Genomic DNA, 24160 nt, shown 5'->3' with positions numbered 1-24160 from the left:
TCATGTACTTATATTAACAATCAAAACTCAAGGAAAATAGTCCTTAGTTAAATCAAACGACACTTCATGTCGTGTCGCTTATATCTCTGACCTGAAGGACAGAGTTTTACGCTCCATTTGATAAAATAAGAAAAATTTATGAAGTATTGACTCTTATCCTATTTGATTAATTGCATGATTTAATGCCATTTTTACACCCTTAAAACTTTTACCATTTGGTAAATTTACATGTAAAGTCATGTAATTAGTTTGAATAAAATATTTTTAAAAGAGATTAAATCTTCTAAAAAACAAGAGTATGATGTGCACAATTTATCTATTGAGTGCTCATTTTATGTCCAATTGGTTTCCCAAATGGCGCCCGTACGAAGGCAATATTGATGCACGTCCTGTAGGTACAAATGAGTACCTACCTCCTGTGCAAAGTGTTGTATTGGGGATACAACATGCTTTTGCAATGTTTGGTGCAACTGTCCTTGCGCCATTTTTGATGGGCTTTGATGCCAACCTTGCGATTTTAATGTCGGGGATCTGTACCATCCTATTCTTCTTTATGACAGGTGGTCGTGTACCAAGTTATTTAGGCTCTAGTTTTGCCTTTATTGGTGTGGTGATCGCGGCAACCGGTTATGCAGCATCAGGTACTGGCGCGCCAAATGCCAATATCGCGATGGCAGCAGGCGGGATCATGGCCTGCGGTATCTTATATGCCATTTTTGGTTTTATCGTGATGGCAACGGGTACACGTTGGATTGAAAAACTCATGCCGCCTGTCGTTACAGGTGCAGTGGTGATGATTATTGGTCTGAACCTTGCCCCAGTGACCATTAAAGGGGTTGCCGGTAATAACTTTAATATGTGGATGGCATTAGTCACTGTACTGTGTATGGGTTCGATTGCTGTGTTCACCAAAGGTTTATTACAACGTCTATTACTCTTAGTTGGCCTTCTACTCGCTTACTTGGTGTATTACATCATTTCCAATGTCATGGGTCATGGCACACCAATCAACTTCGTTCCAGTACAAGATGCAGCTTGGTTTGGTGTTCCGCACTTCCATTCACCGGTCTTTGACTTCAATGCCATGCTGATCATTGCACCGATTGCGTTGATTTTGGTTGCAGAAAACCTTGGGCACATCAAAGCTGTGGGCGCGATGACAGGTGAAAACCTCGATCCGCACATTGGTAAAGCCTTCGTTGCAGATGGTGTTGCGACTACACTTTCAGGCGGTGTCGGCGGTCCGGGTATGACCACTTATGGCGAAAATATTGGTGTGATGGCAGTAACGCGTGTTTACTCGACCATCGTGTTTGTATTTGCAGGTGTATTCGCCATCTTCCTTGGTCTTTCTCCAAAGTTTGGTGCGATTATTCATACCATTCCGCAAGCCATTTTGACAGGTGCATCGATTGTTGTATTTGGTCTAATTACCATTGCAGGTGCGAAAATTTGGATTGAAAACAAAGTTGATTTTTCAAAAAACAAAAACCTGATGGTGGCAGCAGTCACGATTATTTTAGGTACAGGTGACTTTGCACTTCAATTCGGTAACTTCAACTTAGGTGGTATTGGTACTGCAACATTTGCAGCGCTGATTTTGAATTGGTTCTTTAGCTTGGGCGATAAATCAGAATAAGCCTCCAAAGCATTTAAAAAAGAATACAACATTCATTTGAAAAGCGGCCGAAAGGTCGCTTTTTTTTATAGCTGCTCTTTCGGTAAGATAAGGCATTAGCCAAGGAATACACCATATGCGACTGGATTTGTTCGACCTCCAATTGGTGCTGCACATTGTAGACAGCGGCAGTCTGACCAAAGGCGCTGCTCGTTCTGCCATCTCGCTACAAGCAGCCAGTGAACGGATTAAAAAACTCGAACAGCATTACCGCACAGCCCTGTTCACTCGCCAAGCCAAAGGGGTCAAACTGACTCTTGCCGGTCAAACCTTGGTTGAACATGCACAGCGCATCTTAGGTGAGGGGCAACAATTAGAACACGCGATGCTGCCCTTTGCCCATGGGCTAAGTTCAAATATGACCTTATGGTGTAATTCATCTGCACAAAGTGAATATTTACCGGTCTTGCTACCACGTTATTTGCTAGAAAATCCCAACACACAAATTGAGCTGCATGAAGCCGAGTCTAAAGACATCATTGCAGCGATTGAACAAGGCAATGCACAACTAGGTCTAATTTCGGGTTTCTTTAAATCCGAAAAGTTACAAACACTTGAGTTTGCAGATGATCCGTTGGTGCTGATCTGTCCTATAACTCATGAATTGGCCTCGACACTTAGCGTCAAACCCGCAGAGATTTTAAATTATCCCTTTGTCGGTTTGATGCAATATCATTCCTTGCAACAATCGATCGAGGCACAAGCCAAATTATTCGGCTGTGAAATTCAGTATCGGCTGCGTTTGCCGAACTTTGCCGCGATCGCCCAAGTGGTGGCGAATGGTGTGGGCATTGCCATCATGCCAAAATGTGCGGCCGGACGATTAATCAGTTTATATGCCTTTGCCCAAGTTGAGCTCAGCGGTGAATGGGCCAATCGAAAACTGCTCCTCACCGCACGTAATTTTGATGATTTACCCTTAAATTATCAGCATTTCAGTCAGTTTCTACTGTCAGAAAAATCTACTTTAGATGGCCAAGTCTAGGCTTTAAATCACGCCAAACTGGTGCAGCATCATATAGCTACCGAGGGCAATCAACCCGATAAAAAACACCTTACGGAATTTTTGTTCTGGAATGCGGTAACGGATTTTTTTCCCTGCCCACATACCAATGAGCGCAGGAACCAGTGCCATGGCTGACATGGCATAATCAATCGGAAGATCTTCCACAGGATTTTGCTGTAAGAACACTGCCAAACAAATAGTCGACGTGGTAAAGGCCAAACCGAGTGACTGAACGAGATCATCGCGTTTGAGTTGCAAACCTTGCAAATATGGCACCACAGGGATCACCACCACACCTGTCGCAACAGTCAGCGCTCCACCAAGATAACCGATCATTGGAGATAGCCATTTTTCATGTGGTGCAAAGTTCGGCAAGCTTTTGGCACAAAGCCCATACAGTCCGTATAGTGCCAACATGCCCCCCAGTAAAGCTTCACTTTTAAATTCACCATGTCCTAAAGTTGGAAAAATACTCCAAATTGAACCGACGATAATCCCAAGTAACAAGGGCCAAAAGCGTTGAATTAGGCGCAATACCTGCCCTTCAGCAAATAGTTGCCAAAAGTTGGTGACCATAGATGGAATGATTAATAATGTGGCTGCCTGAAATGGACTGATCACAATGGTAAGTAAGCCCATCGATACCGCAGGCAGGCCTAACCCAATCGTGCCTTTAATCAGACCTGCAATTGCAAAAACTGTGATGACGAACCAAATCATGGCGAAACTCGCTGAAGAATTGGTTCTATGCTATGCAATTCAGGCGCTTTGAAAAATCAGTGTTTTTGGAATAGAGCCTCAATAAAAAGTTGAGGCTAGGTTATAGCGTCTAAAGCAGATAGCGTAGATGGGCTAAACAAACTCTTCTGATTTTGAATAAGTTATAAGCGTATTGGTTGAATAGTAATATAAAAACCGTTCCAATATGCTGTTTACTGGAACGGTTTTCAATAAGATATTGATACTTATAGTAAAATTTCAAGAATTTCGTATAACGTGTATTATGTTAATTTTAGTAGAACTTTAAAAATGAAAAAATTAGAAATTATCTTTTTCGTAATTTTAATTCTAATTATTTTATGGGGCATACAATGGATGTTTCATGGCTTTCCAACAGGAAATTAAAATCATACTTCGCATCAAAATAAATAGTGTTATATTTCAAAAGGTTATGTTATAAAAAATCGGTGGCGAAAACCCAAAAAACCGACTTGTTTCCAAGCCGGGTTTCTACTGATTTTTTAACTTTTTATTTTGCCCACAAAAATAGCACCCAAATAACGAGTTTTATTTGCCATTTGTTGTGCTATTTCTTGCTCAAGACAAATAGGTCAAAATTTTAATCCAGAAATTCGGAAATTTCCTCAGCAGTTGTTCTCGCGGTCCTTGAAACACCCACCAGCGTTGCTGAACCAGGTCCAGTCCATTCACCATATCCTACTAACCATAGGTTGGGTTGTTTTACTGATCTTGTTCCTTCAACCAGTATCGTATTATTTTCCTCTACTATTCCAAGTGGCTTTAAATGGTCTAAAGTCGCTTTAAATCCAGTACACCAAATCACTGCATCAACCTGTTGAAAAGATCCATCTTCCCAAATCACGCCATCTTCTGTAAAAGCCGAAAACGGGCGCTCACTATGTAAAACTCCTCGTGAACGTGCATCTTTGACTGAATCAATCATGACAATATCACCTAGACCGCCAACAGGCTGATCTATTGTGCCGCCTTCTAATTTTGCCTTTAAACGCTCTGTCGCACGTAAAAATAGTATACGGCCATCAACATCATCTGCTAAAAATTGAGGAGGTGTTGGCGTGATCCAAAGAGTGTCTGCCACTTGGGAAACTTCAGCCAAAATTTGTGCTCCGGAATTTCCACCACCGATAATCATGACGTGCTTATCTTTAAACGGTTCTGCATTTTGATAATGGGCGGAGTGTAATTTCAGCCCTTTAAAATTTTCTTGGCCCGGGTAAGATGGGATATAAGGATGACTCCAGGTGCCCGTTGCACTGACTACAGCCTTGGCTTTCCATAACTGTTCACCTGCATGCACACTCAATGCCTCTCCTTCGCTTTTGACGTGATCAACATATATAGGACGAATAATCGGAAAGTGGTAACGCTGCTCATATTGCTGCAAGTATTCAATAACTTCTTTCTTGGTCGGATACGTTTGTTCTGTATTCGGCATAACCCAACCTGGTAAGGAACTCCAGCTATTCGGTGAAAATAGACGCAAAGAATTCCAGGCATGTAACCAGGCTCCACCTGCTTGATTTTGATCATCTAAAATAATGAATGGTATTTTTTTTCGCTTTAAAAAATAAGCCGTAGATAAAGCAGCCTGCCCACCACCGATAATGATCACATCCGTTTCATTCTGTTTATGATTCAAAGCCCTTTCCCCTTTCATTTTTCTTTAATATAAAAAACCAGTTGCCGGAGCAACTGGTTTTTTATATTAAATTTCAATAACTCAATTTACTTATTTTTTTCAATTAACTCAGCTATTGCTGGAGCTTCTAATACTTTACCGCTTGAGACAATTTTATCATTAATGACTAGACCAGGCGTACTCATCAAACCTGTTTCAGCAATCTTAATTATGTCCGTGACATACTCAATTTCAGCTTGTACCCCACTGCTTTTCACTGCTTTTTCTGTCGCTGCTAGTAAAGCCTTACATTTATGACAACCTGTACCCATAACTTTAATCTGCATTTCTAATCTCCTGAGACTGCTTTTTTATATAAAGAACTGACCAACTAAATTTAGACTATATCCAATGATTAAAACACCAACAAAAACAATCGCGACAAAAAGGCTGAGCAATTGTTTCTTCACGACCTGTTTTAACAAAATTAACGATGGCAGAGAAAGCGCTGTCACCGCCATCATAAAGGCCAAAACTGTACCTAAGCCCACACCTTTAGCTACCAATGCTTCTGCGATAGGTAAAGATCCAAATATATCTGCGTACATCGGCATGCCGACCACAGTCGCAACAAGCACTGAATACCAATGGTCTTGCCCTAATAAGGCAGTAATCCACTGCGTTGGAATCCAGTTATGAATCGCAGCACCAATACCGACACCGATCAAGACATAGATCCAAACTTTCCGGAAGATTTCGACCACCTGCTCCCAGGCAAATTCGCGACGCTCTTTCGCGGACATTTTAAAATTTTCATCATCTTGCACCGCATTATTGTGCGTTACAAATTCAGCGACATACCTTTCCATTTTGAAAAAGCTGATGAGTGAACCACCTAGGACTGCCAGAATCAGACCAAGTACCACGTAGATCATGGCAATTTTCCAGTTGAAGATACTCGCGAGTAAAATAATGGAAGCTAAATCGACCAAAGGAGAGGAAATCAAAAAAGAGAATGTTACGCCGACAGGTAAACCGGCCCGAGTAAAACCAATAAAGATAGGAATAGATGAACATGAACAAAATGGGGTAATGGTTCCCAGTAAGGCACCCATGATATTGGCTTTAATCCCTTTCATGCGTCCCAGAATTTGTCGGGTTCGTTCTGGAGGGAAATAGCTCTGGATATACGACAGTGAATAGATCAGGACACTTAAAAGTATAAAAATTTTAATGACATCATAGATAAAAAAATGCACGCTGCCACCGACTTGCGTGGCAATCGATAAACCTAAGATATTTTCAACGAACCAGGCAACTCCATCTGATAGCCATGTCATTTTCAACAGGACGCTATTTAACCATGCAAAGATTGCAATAATACTGTCCATTTAAATCCCCCTAACCTTGGCCGACTAAAAGTGTTTTAGTGAATGAATAGAGCTGTTCGGTACAAGGGATATTTAGTGAATAACGCATCCAGCGTCCATCTTTTCTTCCCTTGACTAGACCTAATTCAGTCAGACACTTCATATGATGGGAGAGCGTAGATTGCGTAATTGATAAATTTTTCAATAGTTCACAGGCACAACATTCACCTGAATGCAGTGTTTGTAAAATTTTAACCCGCGTTTCATCGGTTAAAGCTTTATATAAATTACAGGCCTGAAGATTGTTCAATCTACACTATCCTTAAATGGCTCTAATGTAACCAGTATGTAAATCATATTGATTATTGTCAATGTGACATGGGAAATAAAAAAAACCATTTTTCAGGGCCTTCACAATAAATTATGTTTTTATTTTAAATACTTACCATTTTCCCCAATAATGAATTTTCCATCTTCTTTAAAAAAAGTACCTAACTGTGCCAAAGGAATATCTAAAACCACTTAGGATGGACGATACAAAATATAGGGTTTCTTCACGTACTACTAAATGTCAGATGTCTATGAAACATGATATTTATGGTTCATCTCACAATGTTCAGCATAATCGATTGATTCTAGCTGTACAGTCACATGATTGAGATCAAAATGATGATGCAAAAATTCGGTAATTTCTGCGATCACGGCATCTGACGTGTGCTGAAATAAAAGTGATTTTCTCACTTAAGATTTACACACCACTTATAAGCATGAATATTCAACTAAAGAGGATTCCATTTAACATAATAGAGGTTATACGAAATGCTTTTGTAAGCCCAAAATAGAAATGTCCGGTTTCTCCAAAGTAAAAATGTCCGCTTTTAGAATATGCGCTTTTGCAATTTCCTTAGCGGACGGTTTGATATGTTGGTGTCTATGTCGGATAAAGAACTTAAACGATTGTCGGTCTTGCAGGAAATCTGCGATCAACGCATAACTCAATCCCATGCTGCTCAGCTACTTCATATTTCAGAACGTCAGATCAGACGCTTACTGCAGAAATACAAAGCTCAAGGTCCCGCTGCATTAGCCCATGCCGGTCGTGGCCAAATCAGCAATTCTAAACTTCCTGAAGAACTCAGACTGAAGAACTCAGACTTAAGTGTCTCAATATTGTTTCAGATCAACTCCATGGTTTCGGGCCCACTTTAGCGCATGAAAAGCTCACCACCGTACATGGACTCGATCTTTCAGTAGAAACCCTGCGTTCCTGGATGATTGCAGCCGATTTATGGATCCCTCGCTGCAAGCGCCTGAAACGACCATATCAGCCTCGTTATAACCGAGATTGTTATGGTGAATTGATCCAAATTGATGGCTCACACCATGATTGGTTTGAAGGTCGAGCACCTAAATGCTGTCTGCTAGTATTCATCGATGATGCCACAGGAAAATTGCAGCATTTACGCTTCTGTGCGTCAGAGTCAGCCTTTGACTATATGATTTCGACACGTTTATATATCGAACAGCACGGTAAGCCATTGGCATTTTACAGCGACAAACATTCAGTCTTCAGGGTGAATCAAAGCAGCAATAAAGACACCAAGATCACGCAATTTGGACGTGTGCTCAGTACCCTCAATATCGATATCATCTTCGCCAACTCACCACAAGCTAAAGGCCGTGTAGAACGAGCCAATAGAACGCTTCAAGACCGTCTGATTAAAGAAATGCGTTTGGAAGGCATTAGTTCGATTGAGCAAGCCAATGCATGGTTGCCCTGCTTTATTGAGCAATTTAATCGTAAATTTGCCAAGATGGCCATTAATCCCAAGGATCTACATCGGCCTATCGCTGAAACAGCCGAAGAATTAGATGATGTTTTTACCTGGCGTGAACCCCGCAGGGTCACGAACAGCTTGACGATTACTTATGATAAATGCGTATATATCTTGGAAAACAGCGAAGAAAATCAAAGATGGGTCGGCAAGTATCTTGAGTTCCTGGAATATCCGGATGGTACTGTAGCCATTGAATATCAGGGAAGAAAAATCAATTACAGCCTCTTCGATAAATTAAGTCAGCTCAACCAGAGAGATCGTTGAGAATAAACGTTTGGGTTCTGTGCTGGCACATATTCAACAACAGCATGAACAACTGGAACAACAAAACAAACGCAATCGTTCTCAAAAGATGCCAAGTAGACGTGCACAGAAAACAGCGATTCAACAACGAAATCTGAATCCTGTGCTTGACTCTTGTAGTTAAAAACAGGACATTTTAAATGGTTTATCGCATAGACATTTTAATTGGGGAATAACATCAAATCGGTCCCAACTATGGACGAATCTCTTTCAACTCACGTTGAATAAAATGCTGAATCATATCGCGGTATAAACGTTCCACAATATCTGCATTTACACCGTGCTCTGTGGCTTGTAGACGAATTTTACTAATCACCGCTTCGACACGTTCTGGTGATTGAACATCCTGTACTGAACGCTTAAAACGCACCGCTTGATCAACATAAAACTGACGTGCAGCAATGAGCTCAATAATTCCCTGATCAATCACATCAATCTGTGCGCGGGCTTGCTCTAATGACTCAACTTTTTCTTTCTTCATCTTCTCTGGCTTCACTTTCAGCGGTGTTTTCACTTTTATACTTCTCTTCTAACACATTACTGAAAATACTTTCAATCATCCAAACGCGGTATAAGCTATTAAATACATAGCTTTGACCTGCAATACGTAATTCCAAAACGGGAAAATCCGGCTGTGACTTCATCTCACAGTGCATATCATTTTCTTTTAATTTTTCAGCAATATCCTCAGTGCTCAGTTCAGAAATCTCTAACTCATACTGTAAAGCCTGAAAATGTGCTTTGAAGGATAAATCACGCCCTTTGGTCCATACGGCTTCCAAAATACGATACATCACATCAATACGCTGCTCTTCGGGTGCACTGTAGTAAAGCTGTGACATAGCCAATGTCGCAGCTTCAGTAGGCCGGCAAAATGGTGTGAACTTAACTTCGGTCCGTTTCGACAGACGTGTTGCCAAACTCCAGTCAAACAAATCTCGACCGTGATACGACAATGGATACACATTCAGCTGAATATTATAATAGTCCGCCAATTCCTCACGAATATAAGCCAACAGTAACCATGAAATCGGATCTTCCATCGCGATGTAGAGATCAAGCTCAGGATCGAGTCCCTGAATTTCATTCAACTCTTCTGCATCACTGATCAGGTGCTCACGCCATTCAATATGATTGATCATAAAGATCGGGTTATCTGTCAGAAGTTTTTGTTGTTTTAAACGGCGCGTTAAACGCAGTAAATCATCTACAGCATGGTACTTACGTTCACCAAACTCAAAATAGCCCGTCAAAATTGGTAAGTCAGAAAAGATCCGTTCTGGAAAATCCTGTGCTTTGTGATGGCGACTGGCCATCGCATACAGTGTTCTCAGCTTGCCATACTGCTTTTGCCACAGCATGTGGAAAACATCTTCAAGTAAATAAAGAAAATCTTGGCTGCGTAATGGCGTATTTTTTAGAATAATTTCGGCTTGTTCTAAAGCTTCAGCGGTCGGTTGTTCAGGTGTTTCATGAAAACTAAAACGATGCTGCCGCGCTAAAATTTGGGCATCATTCAGACAATATTGTTGCCATTCTATCGATGACATTTGATTTGGAGGTTCAGCACTCTGACGACAAATAATCACTTTCAGTGGTTTAATTTCATCACTGAGAATTTCTTCTAATTGAGGCAGTTGCTGCGCAGCCAAATAGCTATAGACATCATCCAGTCGAAGATAAACACTCAGACCTTGTTCCGTGGGTAACACCGCTTGTCGGGTCGGTTTCTGATAAAACCAACTCGATCGGATTGGATCGAACCAACGGCGTAACAGTGACATGCGTTTTTTGCCTCAAAATGATGAATTGTACCGAACCTGCCAGCACATGCTTAAATTCAACTTCTATTATGAAGCTGTTTTAAATGAGATATAAGCCTTGTGCAAAACTTATATCAAGTCAGGGCTGAATGTTCAATGTTTTACAATGGATTAGACGTCTAGATTTAGGTCAGTCACTGCACCTTTTTCCGCGCCAGAGGTCAGCTTGGCAAATTTTGCCAAAGCGCCGTGGGTATAGTTTGGTTTCGGTTTGACCCAGGCCGCACGACGTGCAGCAATTTCATCCTCAGCCACATGCCACGTCATTTCACGAGTTTCAGCGTTAATTGATATTTTATCGCCGTTTTTGACCAAGCCAATTGGGCCGCCTTCATAGGCTTCTGGTGTCACATGCCCAATCACAAAACCATGGCTGCCGCCCGAGAAACGCCCATCAGTCAACAGTGCAACAGATTGGCCTAGGCCCTTACCAATAATCGCTGAAGTCGGTTTTAACATTTCCGGCATACCCGGCCCACCTTTCGGCCCGACACCGCGGATTACTACCACTTCGCCTTCTTGTACTTCGCCATCTAAAATACCGCGCATGGCGCCCTGCTCGCCCTCAAATACCCGCGCAGGCCCTTCAAAATACAGCCCTTCTTTACCGGTAATTTTAGCCACGGCACCTGTCGGTGACAGGTTGCCTTTTAGCACCACCAAGTGTGAATCCTTTTTAATTGGCGCATCAAACGGCAAAATAATTTGCTGACCTTCAGGATAATCCTCTACATCGGCTAAGTTTTCCGCCAAAGTTTTGCCCGTAACGGTGAGGCAAGAACCGTCGAGCATGCCGGCATCCAGCATGCGTTTCATGAGCGGTTGAATGCCGCCAATAGCAATCAGTTCCGACATTAAATATTTACCCGATGGACGCACATCGGCCACCACAGGAATATCTTTGCCAATACGCACAAAATCATCCAAAGAGAGTTCCACACCTGCGGTATGCGCCATGGCAATCAAATGCAGCACACCATTGGTTGACCCACCTAAGGCAATTAGCACTTTAATCGAGTTTTCAAAAGCAGCTTTGGTCATAATGTCGCGCGGCTTAATATCTAAACGCAGCAGGTTCATTACGGCTTCACCTGCACGCTGGCAGTCGGCAATTTTATCCGCGGAGACCGCTTCCTGTGCTGAAGACCCGGGCAAGCTCATGCCCAGTGCTTCAATCGCTGAAGCCATCGAATTGGCCGTATACATACCACCGCACGAACCCGGCCCCGGCAGCGCGACTTCTTCAATCTGCTTCACTTGAATTTCATTGATTTCGCCTTTGGCATGCTGACCGACTGCTTCAAATACCGAAATCATGTCGGTATGACCAGCTCCTGGTTTAATGGTGCCGCCATAAATAAACAGACCCGGACGGTTTAAACGCGCCAAGCCCATGATGCAACCCGGCATGTTCTTGTCACAGCCGCCAATCGCAATCACGCCATCATAGGCCTGACAGCCCACCACAGCTTCAATAGAGTCGGCAATGATTTCCCGCGACAGCAGTGAATACTTCATGCCTTCTGTACCGTTGGAAATGCCATCAGAAATGGTGATGGTATTAAAAATAATGCCTTTACCACCTGCAGCATTGACCCCGTTCTCAGCTTCACGCGCCAAACCATCAATATGCATATTACAAGGGGTAACATTGGCCCAAGTCGAGGCAATGCCAATAAATGGGCGCTTAAAGTCTGCATCTTGGAAGCCTGTTGCACGCATCATGGAACGTGCAGGCGCATTTTCGATACCTTCATAAACAGGCGCAGAATGTTCGCGAATATTATTTTTACTCATTGTTCTTCCTTGGCGATGGCTGATTTTGGCTTCAGCCTTGGTGGATTCTTTTAAAATTATTGTATAGAATTAAAACGGCGTAATACAGTAGACCTCTTGCAAAAGTCAAAAGGTGATCCCTACATTACCAATCAAATTAATATTGAAAGTCCCTTCTCCATGAGCCCTACATGACGTAAGAGAAGGTTTGTACGAGAGGAATTTTCCATCGAAATCCTCTCCCTAGCCCTCTCCTTTAAAAAGGAGAGGGAACGTCACTTTATTTTTGAATACAGTACACAAAACGACTTAAGTAAAGATTTATAATGAATTAAATTTTATCAAATCTCTGATACGCGGGAATGTCATCCGCAACCTGCGAAGCATTTGAATGAACTGTTTTTGCAAAAAAAAATTTTAGAATCTTAAGTGGACAGGTTTTGCAGATGACAAATGGTTTTGATTACTTTTGCCAAAACAAAAGTAACATAAGAGCTCCTAAAATTTGCTTTAAAAACATAAGACTCCGTCGTGTCATTTTTTTAAATTTAGAGACTATAAAAATAAGCTTCCACAATATTCAATTTAGTGAAAATCAAAATAAAAAAATCACCGCAGAAAGTATGAGTTTAGGTTTTATATTCTTTCCCATACAGCCTCATACTAAACAATAAAACTCAAATGCTATCTCGTAGGCACTCCTTACTTTTGACAGGTCAAAAGTAAACAAAAGCCTTTGTCTGCCCGATATAGCATCCCTGCTATACGGGCAAATGTGCGACTTCCTGTCGCACCTCTCCATAGCAAAAGTTGGGGATTTATAAAATATTACTTGCATAAAAAAGCACCCCATTTGGAGTGCTTTTTATTTAAAAATCTAAAGCTTATATTTCACGTACTGCGCCTTTCGCCGCACTCGTAGTATGCATTGCATAGGCTTTCAATGCTTTCGAAATTTTGCGTGGACGCTCTTCAACTGGATGCCAACCTTTGGCTTCTTGCGCTGCACGGCGAGCGGCCATGGTTGCTTCATCAACAGCAAGGTTGATGGTACGGTTTGGAATATCAATTTCGATTAAATCGCCATCTTCCACCAAACCAATTGCACCACCTTCTGCTGCTTCAGGTGAAACGTGACCAATAGACAGGCCTGACGAACCGCCCGAGAAACGACCGTCAGTCAATAATGCACATTCTTTGCCTAGACCTTTCGATTTTAAGTAGCTGGTTGGGTACAACATTTCTTGCATACCCGGACCACCACGTGGGCCTTCATAGCGAATCACAACCACATCACCGGCTTTGATTTCATTGCCCAAGATCGCCTCTACTGCTGAATCTTGGCTTTCAAACACACGTGCAGTACCGTTGAATTTCAAGATTGAATCATCTACACCCGCAGTTTTTACGATACAACCATCGAGCGCAATGTTGCCGTAAAGCACAGCTAAGCCACCGTCTTTCGAGAACGCATGTTCAGCATTACGGATCACGCCATTTTCACGGTCACCATCTAGTCGTTGGTAATATCGATCTTGTGAGAATGCAGTTTGCGTTGGTACACCGCCCGGCGCTGAACGGAAGAATTGGTAAACGTCTTCATTTTCAGTACGGATAATGTCCCATTTATCTAAAGCATCTTTTAAGCTTGCTTCGTGAACAGTACCTACAGATGTGTCCAATAAGCCTGCACGGTCTAATTCACCGAGAATGGACATGATACCGCCAGCACGGTGTACATCTTCCATATGTACGTCGTTTTTCGCAGGTGCAACTTTACATAGAACAGGCACTTTGCGAGATAAACGGTCAATGTCATCCATCGTGAAATCAACACCCGCTTCATTGGCAGCCGCCAACAGGTGTAGAACGGTATTGGTTGAACCACCCATCGCGATGTCTAAAGTCATGGCATTTTCATACGAGGCTTTGGTCACCATTTCACGTGGCAATACGCTGTAATCATCTTGTTCATAATGACGTTTAGCCAATTCAACAATTAAAGAGCCTGCGCGTTCGAATAATTTTTTACGGTTTGCATGTGTTGCCAGTGTAGAACCGTTACCCGGTAAAGACAGGCCCAATGCTTCTGTTAAGCAGTTCATTGAGTTTGCGGTGAACATACCTGAGCATGAACCACAAGTTGGGCATGCAGAGCGTTCGTATTCTGCTACTTCTTCATCGGTATAGTTGTCATCTGCAGCCACAATCATGGCATCAATTAAGTCGATGGCTTTGTCGTTACCACGGATTTTAACTTTACCCGCTTCCATTGGACCACCAGAGACAAATACCACTGGAATGTTCAAACGCATTGCCGCCATCAACATCCCTGGAGTAATTTTGTCACAGTTGGAAATACATACCATGGCATCGGCACAGTGTGCGCTCACCATGTATTCAACAGAGTCTGCAATCAAGTCACGTGAAGGCAATGAATACAGCATACCGTCATGACCCATCGCAATACCGTCATCAACCGCAATGGTATTGAACTCTTTGGCTACACCGCCTGCTTGCTCAATTTGACGCGCCACGAGTTGACCAAGGTCTTTAAGATGAACGTGACCCGGTACAAATTGAGTAAATGAGTTCACGACGGCAATAATTGGTTTACCAAAGTCTTCATCTTTCATACCAGTTGCGCGCCATAAGCCGCGCGCACCCGCCATATTTCTTCCGTGTGTCGATGTTTTTGAACGATAGTCAGGCATTTTATATTTCCAACAAAGTTTGAGCTTGAAATGAATCCTACAGATTCACTCTGGCTAAATCATACTGACAATGATGTAAAATCAGTCGAATTTTAAACCTATCATACACCAAGCCATTGTTTTTAAAGATGGCTTTTTAAGCTGAGATTTGGGCAGATGGGTCTATCAATAAAAACGAGTGATTTGACGACAAAAATCTTTTAACTGAAATCTACTATACCGCCATCAATGGCTGCACAATACAAAACTTTCATGAATAATTTTTAAATTTTATATAAATATAATTTATTTAAAAATTGCAAATTTGCGATTTTGGGTTATGAAATCATTGAGCTTGGACAGCTTCAAAGTTGCAAAAATCAATTTCTAATGTTCTAAATTACGCATTAATCATTTGCTATAATCCACATATTCAACACAGATTCGGTTCATTCATTTTGAAAATCATCTTTGCCGGTACGCCAGAATTTGCCGCAACAGCACTAGCTGCATTGCTCAACACACAACATGAAATTGTTGCGGTATACACTCAACCTGACCGCAAAGCTGGACGTGGACAAAAACTCACAGCTTCTGCCGTAAAGCAATTGGCTTTAGAGCACCATCTTCCTGTTTACCAACCCCTTCATTTCAAATCATCGACTGAAGAAGGTTTAGCCGCACAAGCGGAATTAAAGGCCTTAAATGCCGATGTTATGGTGGTTGCAGCCTATGGTTTGATCTTGCCGCAAGTCGTGCTAGATACCCCGAAATATGGTTGCCTGAATATTCATGGTTCATTGCTGCCACGTTGGCGCGGTGCAGCGCCGATTCAACGTGCCATCGCTACAGGTGATCGCGAGACTGGCGTGACCATTATGAAAATGGCAGCCGGACTTGATACTGGCGACATGATGTATAAAACCATCTGCCCGATTGAAGCAACAGATACCTCTGCAACTTTGCATGACAAACTTGCAGAGCAAGGTGCAACCGCAATTGCTGCCGTTTTAAACACTGAACAAACTTTGCAGCAATATTTAGACAGCCGTGAAGTTCAAGACGAAGCGTTAACGGTTTATGCACATAAACTATCAAAAGCCGAAGCAAAAATTGATTGGTCTATCGATGCCGTACAAATCGATCGTAACATTCGCGCCTTTAATCCGTGGCCGGTGGCATTTATTCAGTTGGATGAACAAAACAATTTACGTGTTTGGCATTCTGAACTTTCAACTGAATCTGCACCGAATGCTCAAGCAGGTGAAATCATTGCCATCGACAAAAAAGGCATACACGTTGCCTGTGCCAATGGCAGCGTGATTATTTTGACTTCTTTGCAATGGCCGGGTGCTAAACCACTCAACCCTGTACAAATTTTACAAACCCAAAAATTGACTATTGGACAAATTTTATAATGAAGCAATCTCCCAACGCCTCGACCCGAGACCTTAATTTACGTGCTCAGGTAGTGAAGACGTTATTGGCTGTCCAAAATGGTCAATCGCTGCAATCAGTACTCGCGCAGCAAATGAATATCGTGTCAGATAAAGACCGTGCGTTATTCCATGAATTGGTACTCGGTTGTTTACGTCAATGGTATGCATTGAAACAACTGACTTTACCATTACTGTCAAAACCAATAGATAACCAAGTGGTTGAAACCTGTTTATACCTTGGTTTGTACCAATTGTTGTGTACCCGTGTCGCAGCTCACGCTGCAATTTCTGAAACGGTGGAAGCTGCAAAACAATTGGGTATGGGCAGTCTAAGTGGCTTAATCAACGCGATTTTGCGCCGTGCAACACGTGAAACAGAACAGTTCTACGACGTACTTGAACAAGCGACCAATTTACCTAGTTGGTTATCTAAACGTTTGAAAAAAGACTGGGGTGAACAATTTGACGAGCTCAGCTATGAGCTTAAACAAATTGCACCACTGACGTTACGTGTTAATACACGTCAAGTGAGCCGTGACGAATACCTCGATATTTTGGAAGATGAAGGCATCGATGCACATCGTTGTGAACTGTCTAATGTCGGCATTGTGATGGACGAAAGCCTACACATTCCAAGCCTGCCGGGCTTTGAAGCAGGTGGTTTCTCGGTACAAGATGAACATGCTCAGCTGTGTGCAACACTCTTACCAAATCTCGATGGTAAATTTGTGATTGATGCTTGTGCTGCGCCGGGTGGTAAAACCGCACACATTTTAGAGACCTTCCAACCAAAGAAACTCATCGCACTCGACCAAGATGAAAAGCGCCTGAAACGTGTAGTTGAAAACCTTGATCGTTTAGTTCTCGATGGTAAACATGTCGAAATCCAAACTGCCGATGCTGTCACTTACACTGCTCCTGAGCTTGCTGATTGTATCGTGCTCGATGCACCGTGTACTGCTGTCGGCGTAATGCGTCGTCATCCGGATATTCGTTTACTACGTCAATCGGGCGACATTGCGAAAACAGTAGTATTACAAAAGCAAATTTTGGAAAACATGTGGAAGCAACTTAAAGTTGGCGGTACGCTGCTTTACATCACTTGCTCGATTTTAAAAGCTGAAAACGAACAGCAAATGGTTGAGTTCTTTGCCAATCATGCCGATGCCCAAGAAATTAAAATTGAAGCAGAATGGGGCGTTGAACAAATTCATGGTCGTCAACTGTTCCCGAAAGCGGGTTATGGCGATGGCTTCTTCTACTGTCGTATTCAAAAAACAGCTTAATCTGCAATAGAATTTGCTTTTAGTACCACATAAAAAAAGGAACCCTCGGGTTCCTTTTTTTATCAGCGATGAAGCTTAATCTTCTTCATCTGGATGTTTTGCTAAATGAATCGACGCTAAGATCAAACCACCCCAAAGCAAAACAATTGATAAAATCATCATGATCATTGCAGATGTATTCATATTAATTCTCCTCTGGACCTTTGTCTTTACACAAGCTTAATAGAACAGAACCCAATACAAAGAAGGCCAATACCGAACCACCCACCAACCAAAGTGTCGTTGCAGGATAACCGCCATAACCTTCAGTTGCGACAGCCTTAATCGTCAATACAAGTGCAACCAATAATGAAATTGGGGTGATCACGGTCAATAAGAAATTCCAACCTTGACCCAACTTGATACTTGAGTATTGATTTGCATGCTCTTGTAATTGTTTCATCAATGGACGATGGAACCACGACACCAAAATAATAGAGAGTAAACCACCACCCACGATCCCAATGTTATTGGCAAAGTAGTCAATGATATCAACAAAAGTAATGGCACTTTGTGTAGAGAATAAAAGTGTAGATACGATTGCTGAACCGCCCGCAACAATCGTTACAGCTTTATTTTTTGACCAACCCAATTTGTCTTGAAACGCGGCAATTGGCACTTGCAAGATACTCACCATAGAGGTAATCCCTGCAACCACCAACGAAGCAAAGAACAAGAAGCCAAACAAATCACCGCCTGCCCCCATACTCGAAATGATTTTCGGGAAGGCAATAAAGGCTAAACCAATACCACCAGATACTACTTCTTTTACAGGTACACCTGAACTTTGTGCCATGAAACCAAGTGCTGCAAAGACGCCAATACCCGCTAAGATTTCAAATGATGAGTTGGCTAATGCAACGACTACACCTGAACCGGTTAAGTTGGTTTTTGCTTTTAAGTAAGACGCATAGGTCAACATGATCCCGAAACCAATCGATAACGAGAAGAAGATATGACCAAAGGCTGCTAACCATACTTTATAGTCGGTCATCGCTTCCCAGTTTGGCGTAAAGAATGCATTTAAGCCTTCTGCCGCACCCGGTAGACGCAATGCTTGAATGACTAAAATGCTAAATAACACGATCAATAACGGCATAAAAATTTTATTGGCAAGTTCTACACCACGACGTACACCGCCATAGAGAATGAACATCACCACAGCCCAAACAATGACTAAACCAACAAATAAAGTCGGAACAAAACCAAATGTTAAGCCATCACCATTTTGTAGATAGGTTTTAAAGAAAAAGCTTTCCGTATCTGAGCCCCATTGTTGTCCAATGGCGTAATACATGTAACTACCGGCCCATGACAATACGCTGGCATAGTAGATCCCGATGATGAGTGTCACCATCACTTGCCACCAGCCTAATGCCTCACTGTTCATAAGTTTTTTATATGCAGTTGGCGGTGCTTTTCGGAATTTATGCCCCACTGCATAATCTAAGAATAATAAAGGCAAACCCGCTGCAAAAATTGCAATTAAATAGGGAATTAAAAATGCACCGCCACCATTTTCATATGCTACGTAAGGGAAACGCCAAATGTTTCCCAAACCTACAGCGGAACCAATAGCGGCAATGATAAATCCTGATCGTGCCGACCAGTTTTCACGATTATCTGACATAGAACACCTAAACCTCAGGCATCTTTAACTGCTGCTTGTTATGGTTATATCGCGAGCAAAAAAAGAACCATAAAAATAAAATTCTGGGTGTTTGATCTGGTGAGATACCTTGTGAGCGTCTATACCAAATTGCAAACAGAAAAATTACATGCGCATTTTGGTTAAAAACACCACAAATAACTTTCCCTTTGTATGAATTAACAATACTCACTTTTTTTAAGTTTTTCTGTAATTTCTACGGCAAATATTCCATTTTTATAATGTGTTTAGGCTTAAATGTTCATTTAATCAGCTTATTTTTCATACAATTTAAGTTATTAATAATATAACTTTTAGGAATATTTTATTTCCAATTAAATTTTTAAAGTTATTTCACTCGATAATGTCCGGTAATTTGATAGGCATGCAAAAGATCTTCTTCCTGTGTGCCCTCTCCTATATTATGGATGATCAGCGGAACCCCGCTACCTTTCATTTTACGATCTGAAACCACACCGATATGCACTAAACCACGCCCTAAGTCCCAAGTGACAATATCACCTGCCAAATACTGCTTATCTTTGACTACATAGCCCTGGCGTTGCATCCAGGTTTGAATATTGGGAACACGCCGATGATCAATATTTTTATCAGTACTTTTTAAGCCCCATTTTTGTGGATACTGCTTAAAATTGGCTTTCATATCTTCATGAATGGTTTGTTGTAAATCAATCCCTTGCTGTCGTAATGCACGAATTACCACGTCGGTACAAACACCCTTGATTAAAGGGACATCTCCCATTGGATAACGCAGTGCAGTATACGCAGGATCATAATATAAGGTTTTCCCAATTTGACTGCGTGCATCCGTCACCATTTGAGTGGCGTTAAAGGCAAAGACAGCCATATTCACGGTCATCAAACTGACCAATAATAAAATTCGTTTCATTTTTCTTATTCACTTTAGATTTTTTGAAATGATTCAAAAACTGGGCTTCGAACAGATCCATACTGAACCAAGCCCAAGTTTAAACTGCTACAGTTTTATCGCCAATACGCGTTCTTCTTGCATATCTCGAATGGCAGACTGAATCCCTTCACGACCTAAGCCAGAATCTTTTACGCCACCATATGGCATGTTATCAACACGGAAAGATGGAATGTCATTAATAATCACTCCACCGACCTCTAAGTGATTCCACGCATACAACATTTTATTCAAATTTTGCGTATAGACGCCCGCCTGTAAACCAAAACGGCTGCTATTAATTTTGGCGATACCTTTTTCAAAGTTTTTGTATTTCTCTAAAATCGCTACAGGGCCAAAGATTTCATCTTTATACACTTCTAGCGATTCATCGACATTTTCTAATAAAATTGGATCGAGCAAAGCCCCCTGATGTTCACCACGAACCAAAGCTTTAGCTCCTTTTTTGACTGCTTTATCGACCCATTTATGCACGCGTGTTGCTTCTGCTTCCTTAATCATTGGACCGACCATGGTGCTTTCCAACTGTGGATCATCCGCTTTAAGCTGCTTCATTCTCGCCACGAGTTTTTTCTTTACATCGGCATAGATATCGGCATGCACCAAGATGCGTTGAACACTAATACACACCTGCCCTGCATGGTTATACGCCCCACCGACTAAGCGTTCAATAAATGCCGCTGAAATTTCAGTATCAGGCTCAACCAATACAGCAGCGTTGCCACCGAGTTCCAAAGTCACTTTTTTACGCCCCGCACGCGCTTTCATATCCCAGCCGACAACATCGGAACCGGTAAAGCTGAGCAGTTTAAATCGGTCATCTGTTACCAAGACATCTGCATGTTCACGTGGACAAGGTAAAACTGAAAAAGCACCTTTAGGTAAATCCGTTTCTGCCAAAACTTCCGCAATTTTTAAAGCTGAAATAGGCGTCAAACTTGCAGGCTTCAAAACAAATGGACAGCCTGCGGCAATGGCAGGTGCAATTTTATGCGCAGTCAGATTGATCGGAAAATTAAACGGGCTGATCAAGGATACAGGGCCTATCGGCACATGTTTGACCATGCCTTGATAGCCAGATGCCGCTGCAGTAACCGCCAATGGGATCATGCGACCATCATCCATCTGTGTGACAGCATCGGCAGCAATTTGAAAGGTATTAATTAAACGTTCAACTTCAGCAGCTGCGGCTTTACACGGTTTTCCACCTTCCGCAATTAAAATTTCAGTCAATTCTGCACGCATTTCATTAAAACGTTTAACACAGTGCAGTAAGATTTTTTGTTTTTGAAAAGGTTCCAATGCCGCCATTGCAGCGCTAGATTTAACCGCTGAATCAATGGCTTTTTCAATGGTTGCAGCATCTGCGAGTGCAACGCGTGCATATACGTCTTGGGTATATTTTTGATCCACTTCTAACCACTGATCGGTAGTCGCTGCTTTACCTGCAACATAGAGCGGATAGTCTTTTATATCTTGTACGGCTTTGGACATGACGATATTTCCATGATCTTGAGACATTATTGATAAATGTGAATAAATCTATGCCCTCTATCATGCGCTGACTGAACACAGAGTTCACTATATTTAAGTAACAAAATGAACCACAAGCCTCAAACTCAGCTACCTAATTGCCCTGAATACCATCCCTATTTTCAGATCTATGCTTGCACTGAAAAAATGATGATCGAGTCTCTATATAACAATGACATTAAATTAGAAAAGTTATTTAAAATAAAAAATCTCATTATTTATCATAATATTAATAAATTCTTCCAAACTAAATTAATAATAAAAAATGTGAATACAACATGAAAAAAGCCCATCAAATGACGGGCTTTTTAAATCTATGATTTAGCTATATGAACGTTGTGTTTTCACTGAAGCCTTATTCACATTTTCTAAAGCAGCAACTTCTTCATCCGTTTGAGCTTTGCGAATAAAGAACACTGCAATCGCTGCGATGACTACTGGAATTCCTACGGCCATAAAGTTAATTTGATGTGGCAATTCTTGTGATAATAAATAGCCGATCAGAATAGGGCCAACAATCGCACCTGTACGACCAACTGCAGAAGCCCAACCAATACCTGTCGAACGTACAGACAACGGATAGTACTGTGCAACATAGCTATACAGCAAGATTTGCGAACCAATTGCCGATGCACCTGCGACTGCAACCAAAAGATAGATCACAGGCTGTGGTGAATTAAAGCCGAGTAACGATAGTGCCACAGCACCTGCGAGACATAATGTAATGATCACCGGTTTTAAATGGAATTTGTCAGCTAAAATACCGCCGCCAATCGTACCAATCACCGCACCAATATTCATCGCCAATAGGAACGTCAAACTGCTACCTAATGAATAACCTGCGGCCATCATTAGTTTTGGTAACCAACTGCCTAATGCATAAAGGGTTAATAGACACATAAAGAAACACAGCCAAAACAACATCGTACTTACGCCACGACCTTGCTTATACAACGCTTTAACAGACGTTCCACCCGGAACCGCAACTTCAGTCAGTTCCAGTTGAGTATTTGCAGTCACGGTTTGTTCAGGTGCAATGGTTTGAATCATACGACGTGCTTCATCATGACGATTCACCTTCACCAAAAATGTGAGCGATTCAGGTAAAAATTTCCAAGCAAATGGCAACAGTAACAGTGGAATACCCGCAATGAAGAACATGATTTGCCAACCATAATCCGCAGTAAACCATGAACCAAAGAGAGCCGCCATGATGCCACCCATTGCATAACCACTGAACATGGTGGTCACTAAAGTACTGCGTAGATGCTTAGGTGCATATTCAGATGTCAATGCCACAAGGTTCGGTAATACCCCACCAATGCCAAGTCCAGCAATAAAACGTAACGCGCCAAATTCCGTTGGATTTGATGCAAAACCGCCTAAAAATGTGAATGTACTGAATAAAAATACACAAATCATGATAACTTTTTTACGGCCAATCCTATCAGCCAAAGTACCAAACATCATGGCACCAAACATCATCCCTGCAAGTGCTGTACTCGCTAGCATACCTGCCTGAACAGCTGTTAATCCCCAATCTTTCATCAATAAAGGCAGCGCAACACCATTGATCGCTAAGTCGTAACCATCAAATAAAATAAGAATTAGACACCACATCATGATGCTGAAATGCGATTTTGTGAACTTAGCGTTATCGACAACGCTATTCACATTCATTGTGCTTGTAGACATTGAACCTCACCTCCAATTGTGAGTTTTATTTTTCGCTACAATGCCGTTTTTGACTGTAAATTGTCCAAAATTACAAAGGTATAGACCCATACCTTTCAGATATATCCATGTTGTTTGGGAATAAAATGTCATAAAAACTCGGATATTTTTGAAATATTTATACATAAAAAAGTCGATGGACTGTGGGTCTAGTTTTTATAATGATTAATTTTCAATGTGTTACTAGAAGCTAAATCACAATCAGACGATAGATTATTTGATATGAAAATTGTCAGAATAAAACTCAAATTTTATAGAAAAAAACCAGACTCTACGATCTAGGTCGTAGATTTCTAAATCATAAGGCATCAGCCATCACTTAAGTCGATAATTAGGCATTTAAACTGTTGTTTTAGCTGACTTACATTCAGGTTTTCCGACATTTTTAAGCTGAGAATTCCTTCAATTGATGATTTTTAAATGCGTTTATTGTCTAATAATCATCCATGTTTAAATAATTCAAGCCACAATCTATCAATATTTTTATCATCTCCCTGTTTTATGCTTCTGCTTATCTTCTTTTCCCCTTTTCTCCACACATAAAAAAACACCCCCTGCACTAGTCAGGGGGTGTTTCGAATAATGAGCTGGCGATGACTTACTCTCACATGGGTAACCCCACACTACCATCAGCGCTAAGAGGTTTCACTTCTGAGTTCGGGAAG

The 24160-nt window shown here is 41.6% G+C and carries 18 protein-coding genes and 1 pseudogene; 5 read left to right on the top strand and 14 right to left on the bottom strand.

Annotation, left to right across the window (positions count from 1 at the left end):
• The first annotated feature begins 334 nt into the window (after nt 1–334).
• Both FTU77_RS14930 and FTU77_RS14925 read left to right on the top strand, forming a co-directional pair.
• Complete coding sequence (locus FTU77_RS14930; protein ID WP_180041602.1) at nt 335–1639, top strand: solute carrier family 23 protein; 1305 nt, start codon at nt 335–337, stop codon at nt 1637–1639.
• Nucleotides 1640–1754: 115 nt separating this feature from the next.
• The gene (locus FTU77_RS14925) at nt 1755–2663 is read left to right on the top strand and encodes a LysR family transcriptional regulator (protein WP_180056123.1); all 909 of its coding nucleotides are present in this window, start codon (nt 1755–1757) and stop codon (nt 2661–2663) included.
• 3 nt (nt 2664–2666) lie between these two features.
• Here FTU77_RS14925 and FTU77_RS14920 read toward each other — a convergent pair whose 3' ends face one another.
• From FTU77_RS14920 to FTU77_RS16180, 5 genes are all read right to left on the bottom strand, one after another.
• Nucleotides 2667–3404: a sulfite exporter TauE/SafE family protein gene (locus tag FTU77_RS14920; protein WP_180056122.1), complete on the bottom strand. Its 738-nt coding sequence runs from the start codon at nt 3402–3404 to the stop codon at nt 2667–2669.
• Between the two features lie 619 nt (nt 3405–4023).
• Entirely contained in the window at nt 4024–5085 is a 1062-nt protein-coding gene (locus FTU77_RS14915; protein ID WP_020846547.1) for an ArsO family NAD(P)H-dependent flavin-containing monooxygenase, read from the bottom strand.
• An 86-nt stretch (nt 5086–5171) separates the two neighbouring features.
• Nucleotides 5172–5411 carry a thioredoxin family protein gene (locus FTU77_RS14910; RefSeq protein ID WP_180056121.1) on the bottom strand — a complete coding sequence of 80 codons (240 nt, stop codon included), beginning with the start codon at nt 5409–5411 and terminating at the stop codon, nt 5172–5174.
• A 24-nt stretch (nt 5412–5435) separates the two neighbouring features.
• Entirely contained in the window at nt 5436–6455 is a 1020-nt protein-coding gene (locus FTU77_RS14905) for a permease (RefSeq protein ID WP_180056120.1), read from the bottom strand.
• Between the two features lie 10 nt (nt 6456–6465).
• Nucleotides 6466–6744, bottom strand: a complete 279-nt coding sequence (locus FTU77_RS16180; RefSeq protein ID WP_004871185.1) for a metalloregulator ArsR/SmtB family transcription factor — start codon at nt 6742–6744, stop codon at nt 6466–6468.
• A gap of 623 nt (nt 6745–7367) precedes the next feature.
• Between FTU77_RS16180 and FTU77_RS14895 the strand changes: the two are divergent.
• Nucleotides 7368–8699, top strand: a pseudogene (locus FTU77_RS14895) (ISNCY family transposase).
• A 69-nt stretch (nt 8700–8768) separates the two neighbouring features.
• On the opposite strand, the gene FTU77_RS14890 reads toward FTU77_RS14895, so the two are convergent.
• The 4 genes from FTU77_RS14890 to ilvD (FTU77_RS14875) all read right to left on the bottom strand — a co-directional run bounded on the left by FTU77_RS14890 (nt 8769) and on the right by ilvD (FTU77_RS14875) (nt 14888).
• The gene (locus tag FTU77_RS14890; RefSeq protein WP_078191648.1) at nt 8769–9056 is read right to left on the bottom strand and encodes a chorismate mutase; all 288 of its coding nucleotides are present in this window, start codon (nt 9054–9056) and stop codon (nt 8769–8771) included.
• The gene (locus FTU77_RS14885) at nt 9037–10359 is read right to left on the bottom strand and encodes a hypothetical protein (protein WP_180056119.1); all 1323 of its coding nucleotides are present in this window, start codon (nt 10357–10359) and stop codon (nt 9037–9039) included. The genes FTU77_RS14890 and FTU77_RS14885 overlap by 20 nt, the downstream gene beginning before the upstream one ends.
• 150 nt (nt 10360–10509) lie before the next feature.
• On the bottom strand, nt 10510–12195 hold the full coding sequence (ilvD, locus tag FTU77_RS14880) for a dihydroxy-acid dehydratase (protein ID WP_180056118.1): 1686 nt from the start codon (nt 12193–12195) through the stop codon (nt 10510–10512).
• A gap of 863 nt (nt 12196–13058) precedes the next feature.
• A complete protein-coding gene (ilvD, locus tag FTU77_RS14875) occupies nt 13059–14888 on the bottom strand; it encodes a dihydroxy-acid dehydratase (protein ID WP_111885144.1) in 1830 nt (609 codons plus the stop codon).
• A 437-nt stretch (nt 14889–15325) separates the two neighbouring features.
• Between ilvD (FTU77_RS14875) and fmt the strand changes: the two genes are divergently transcribed.
• Both fmt and rsmB read left to right on the top strand, forming a co-directional pair.
• Nucleotides 15326–16285 (top strand): methionyl-tRNA formyltransferase, encoded by a 960-nt coding sequence (fmt, locus tag FTU77_RS14870; protein ID WP_180056117.1) that lies wholly within the window; start codon nt 15326–15328, stop codon nt 16283–16285.
• Nucleotides 16285–17592 carry a 16S rRNA (cytosine(967)-C(5))-methyltransferase RsmB gene (rsmB, locus tag FTU77_RS14865; RefSeq protein ID WP_180056116.1) on the top strand — a complete coding sequence of 436 codons (1308 nt, stop codon included), beginning with the start codon at nt 16285–16287 and terminating at the stop codon, nt 17590–17592. The genes fmt and rsmB overlap by 1 nt, the downstream gene beginning before the upstream one ends.
• 75 nt (nt 17593–17667) lie before the next feature.
• On the opposite strand, the gene FTU77_RS14860 is transcribed toward rsmB, so the two are convergent.
• The 5 genes from FTU77_RS14860 to FTU77_RS14840 all read right to left on the bottom strand — a co-directional run bounded on the left by FTU77_RS14860 (nt 17668) and on the right by FTU77_RS14840 (nt 23456).
• Nucleotides 17668–17775, bottom strand: coding sequence for a methionine/alanine import family NSS transporter small subunit (locus FTU77_RS14860; protein WP_180056115.1), 108 nt, complete (start codon nt 17773–17775; stop codon nt 17668–17670).
• A gap of 1 nt (nt 17776) precedes the next feature.
• The gene (locus FTU77_RS14855) at nt 17777–19261 is read right to left on the bottom strand and encodes a sodium-dependent transporter (protein WP_180026228.1); all 1485 of its coding nucleotides are present in this window, start codon (nt 19259–19261) and stop codon (nt 17777–17779) included.
• 367 nt (nt 19262–19628) lie between these two features.
• A complete protein-coding gene (locus FTU77_RS14850; protein ID WP_373685143.1) occupies nt 19629–20159 on the bottom strand; it encodes a DUF1287 domain-containing protein in 531 nt (176 codons plus the stop codon).
• A 117-nt stretch (nt 20160–20276) separates the two neighbouring features.
• Nucleotides 20277–21722, bottom strand: coding sequence for an aldehyde dehydrogenase family protein (locus tag FTU77_RS14845; RefSeq protein WP_180056114.1), 1446 nt, complete (start codon nt 21720–21722; stop codon nt 20277–20279).
• Between the two features lie 360 nt (nt 21723–22082).
• Nucleotides 22083–23456: an MFS transporter gene (locus tag FTU77_RS14840; RefSeq protein ID WP_180035039.1), complete on the bottom strand. Its 1374-nt coding sequence runs from the start codon at nt 23454–23456 to the stop codon at nt 22083–22085.
• Nucleotides 23457–24160: the final 704 nt, after the last annotated feature.

Origin of the sequence: Acinetobacter sp. YH12142 (assembly GCF_013418435.1) — a bacterium.
GTDB lineage: Bacteria > Pseudomonadota > Gammaproteobacteria > Pseudomonadales > Moraxellaceae > Acinetobacter > Acinetobacter amyesii.
The sequence above is the reverse complement of the archived record's forward strand: the minus strand, read 5'-3'. Positions and strand labels throughout refer to the sequence as shown.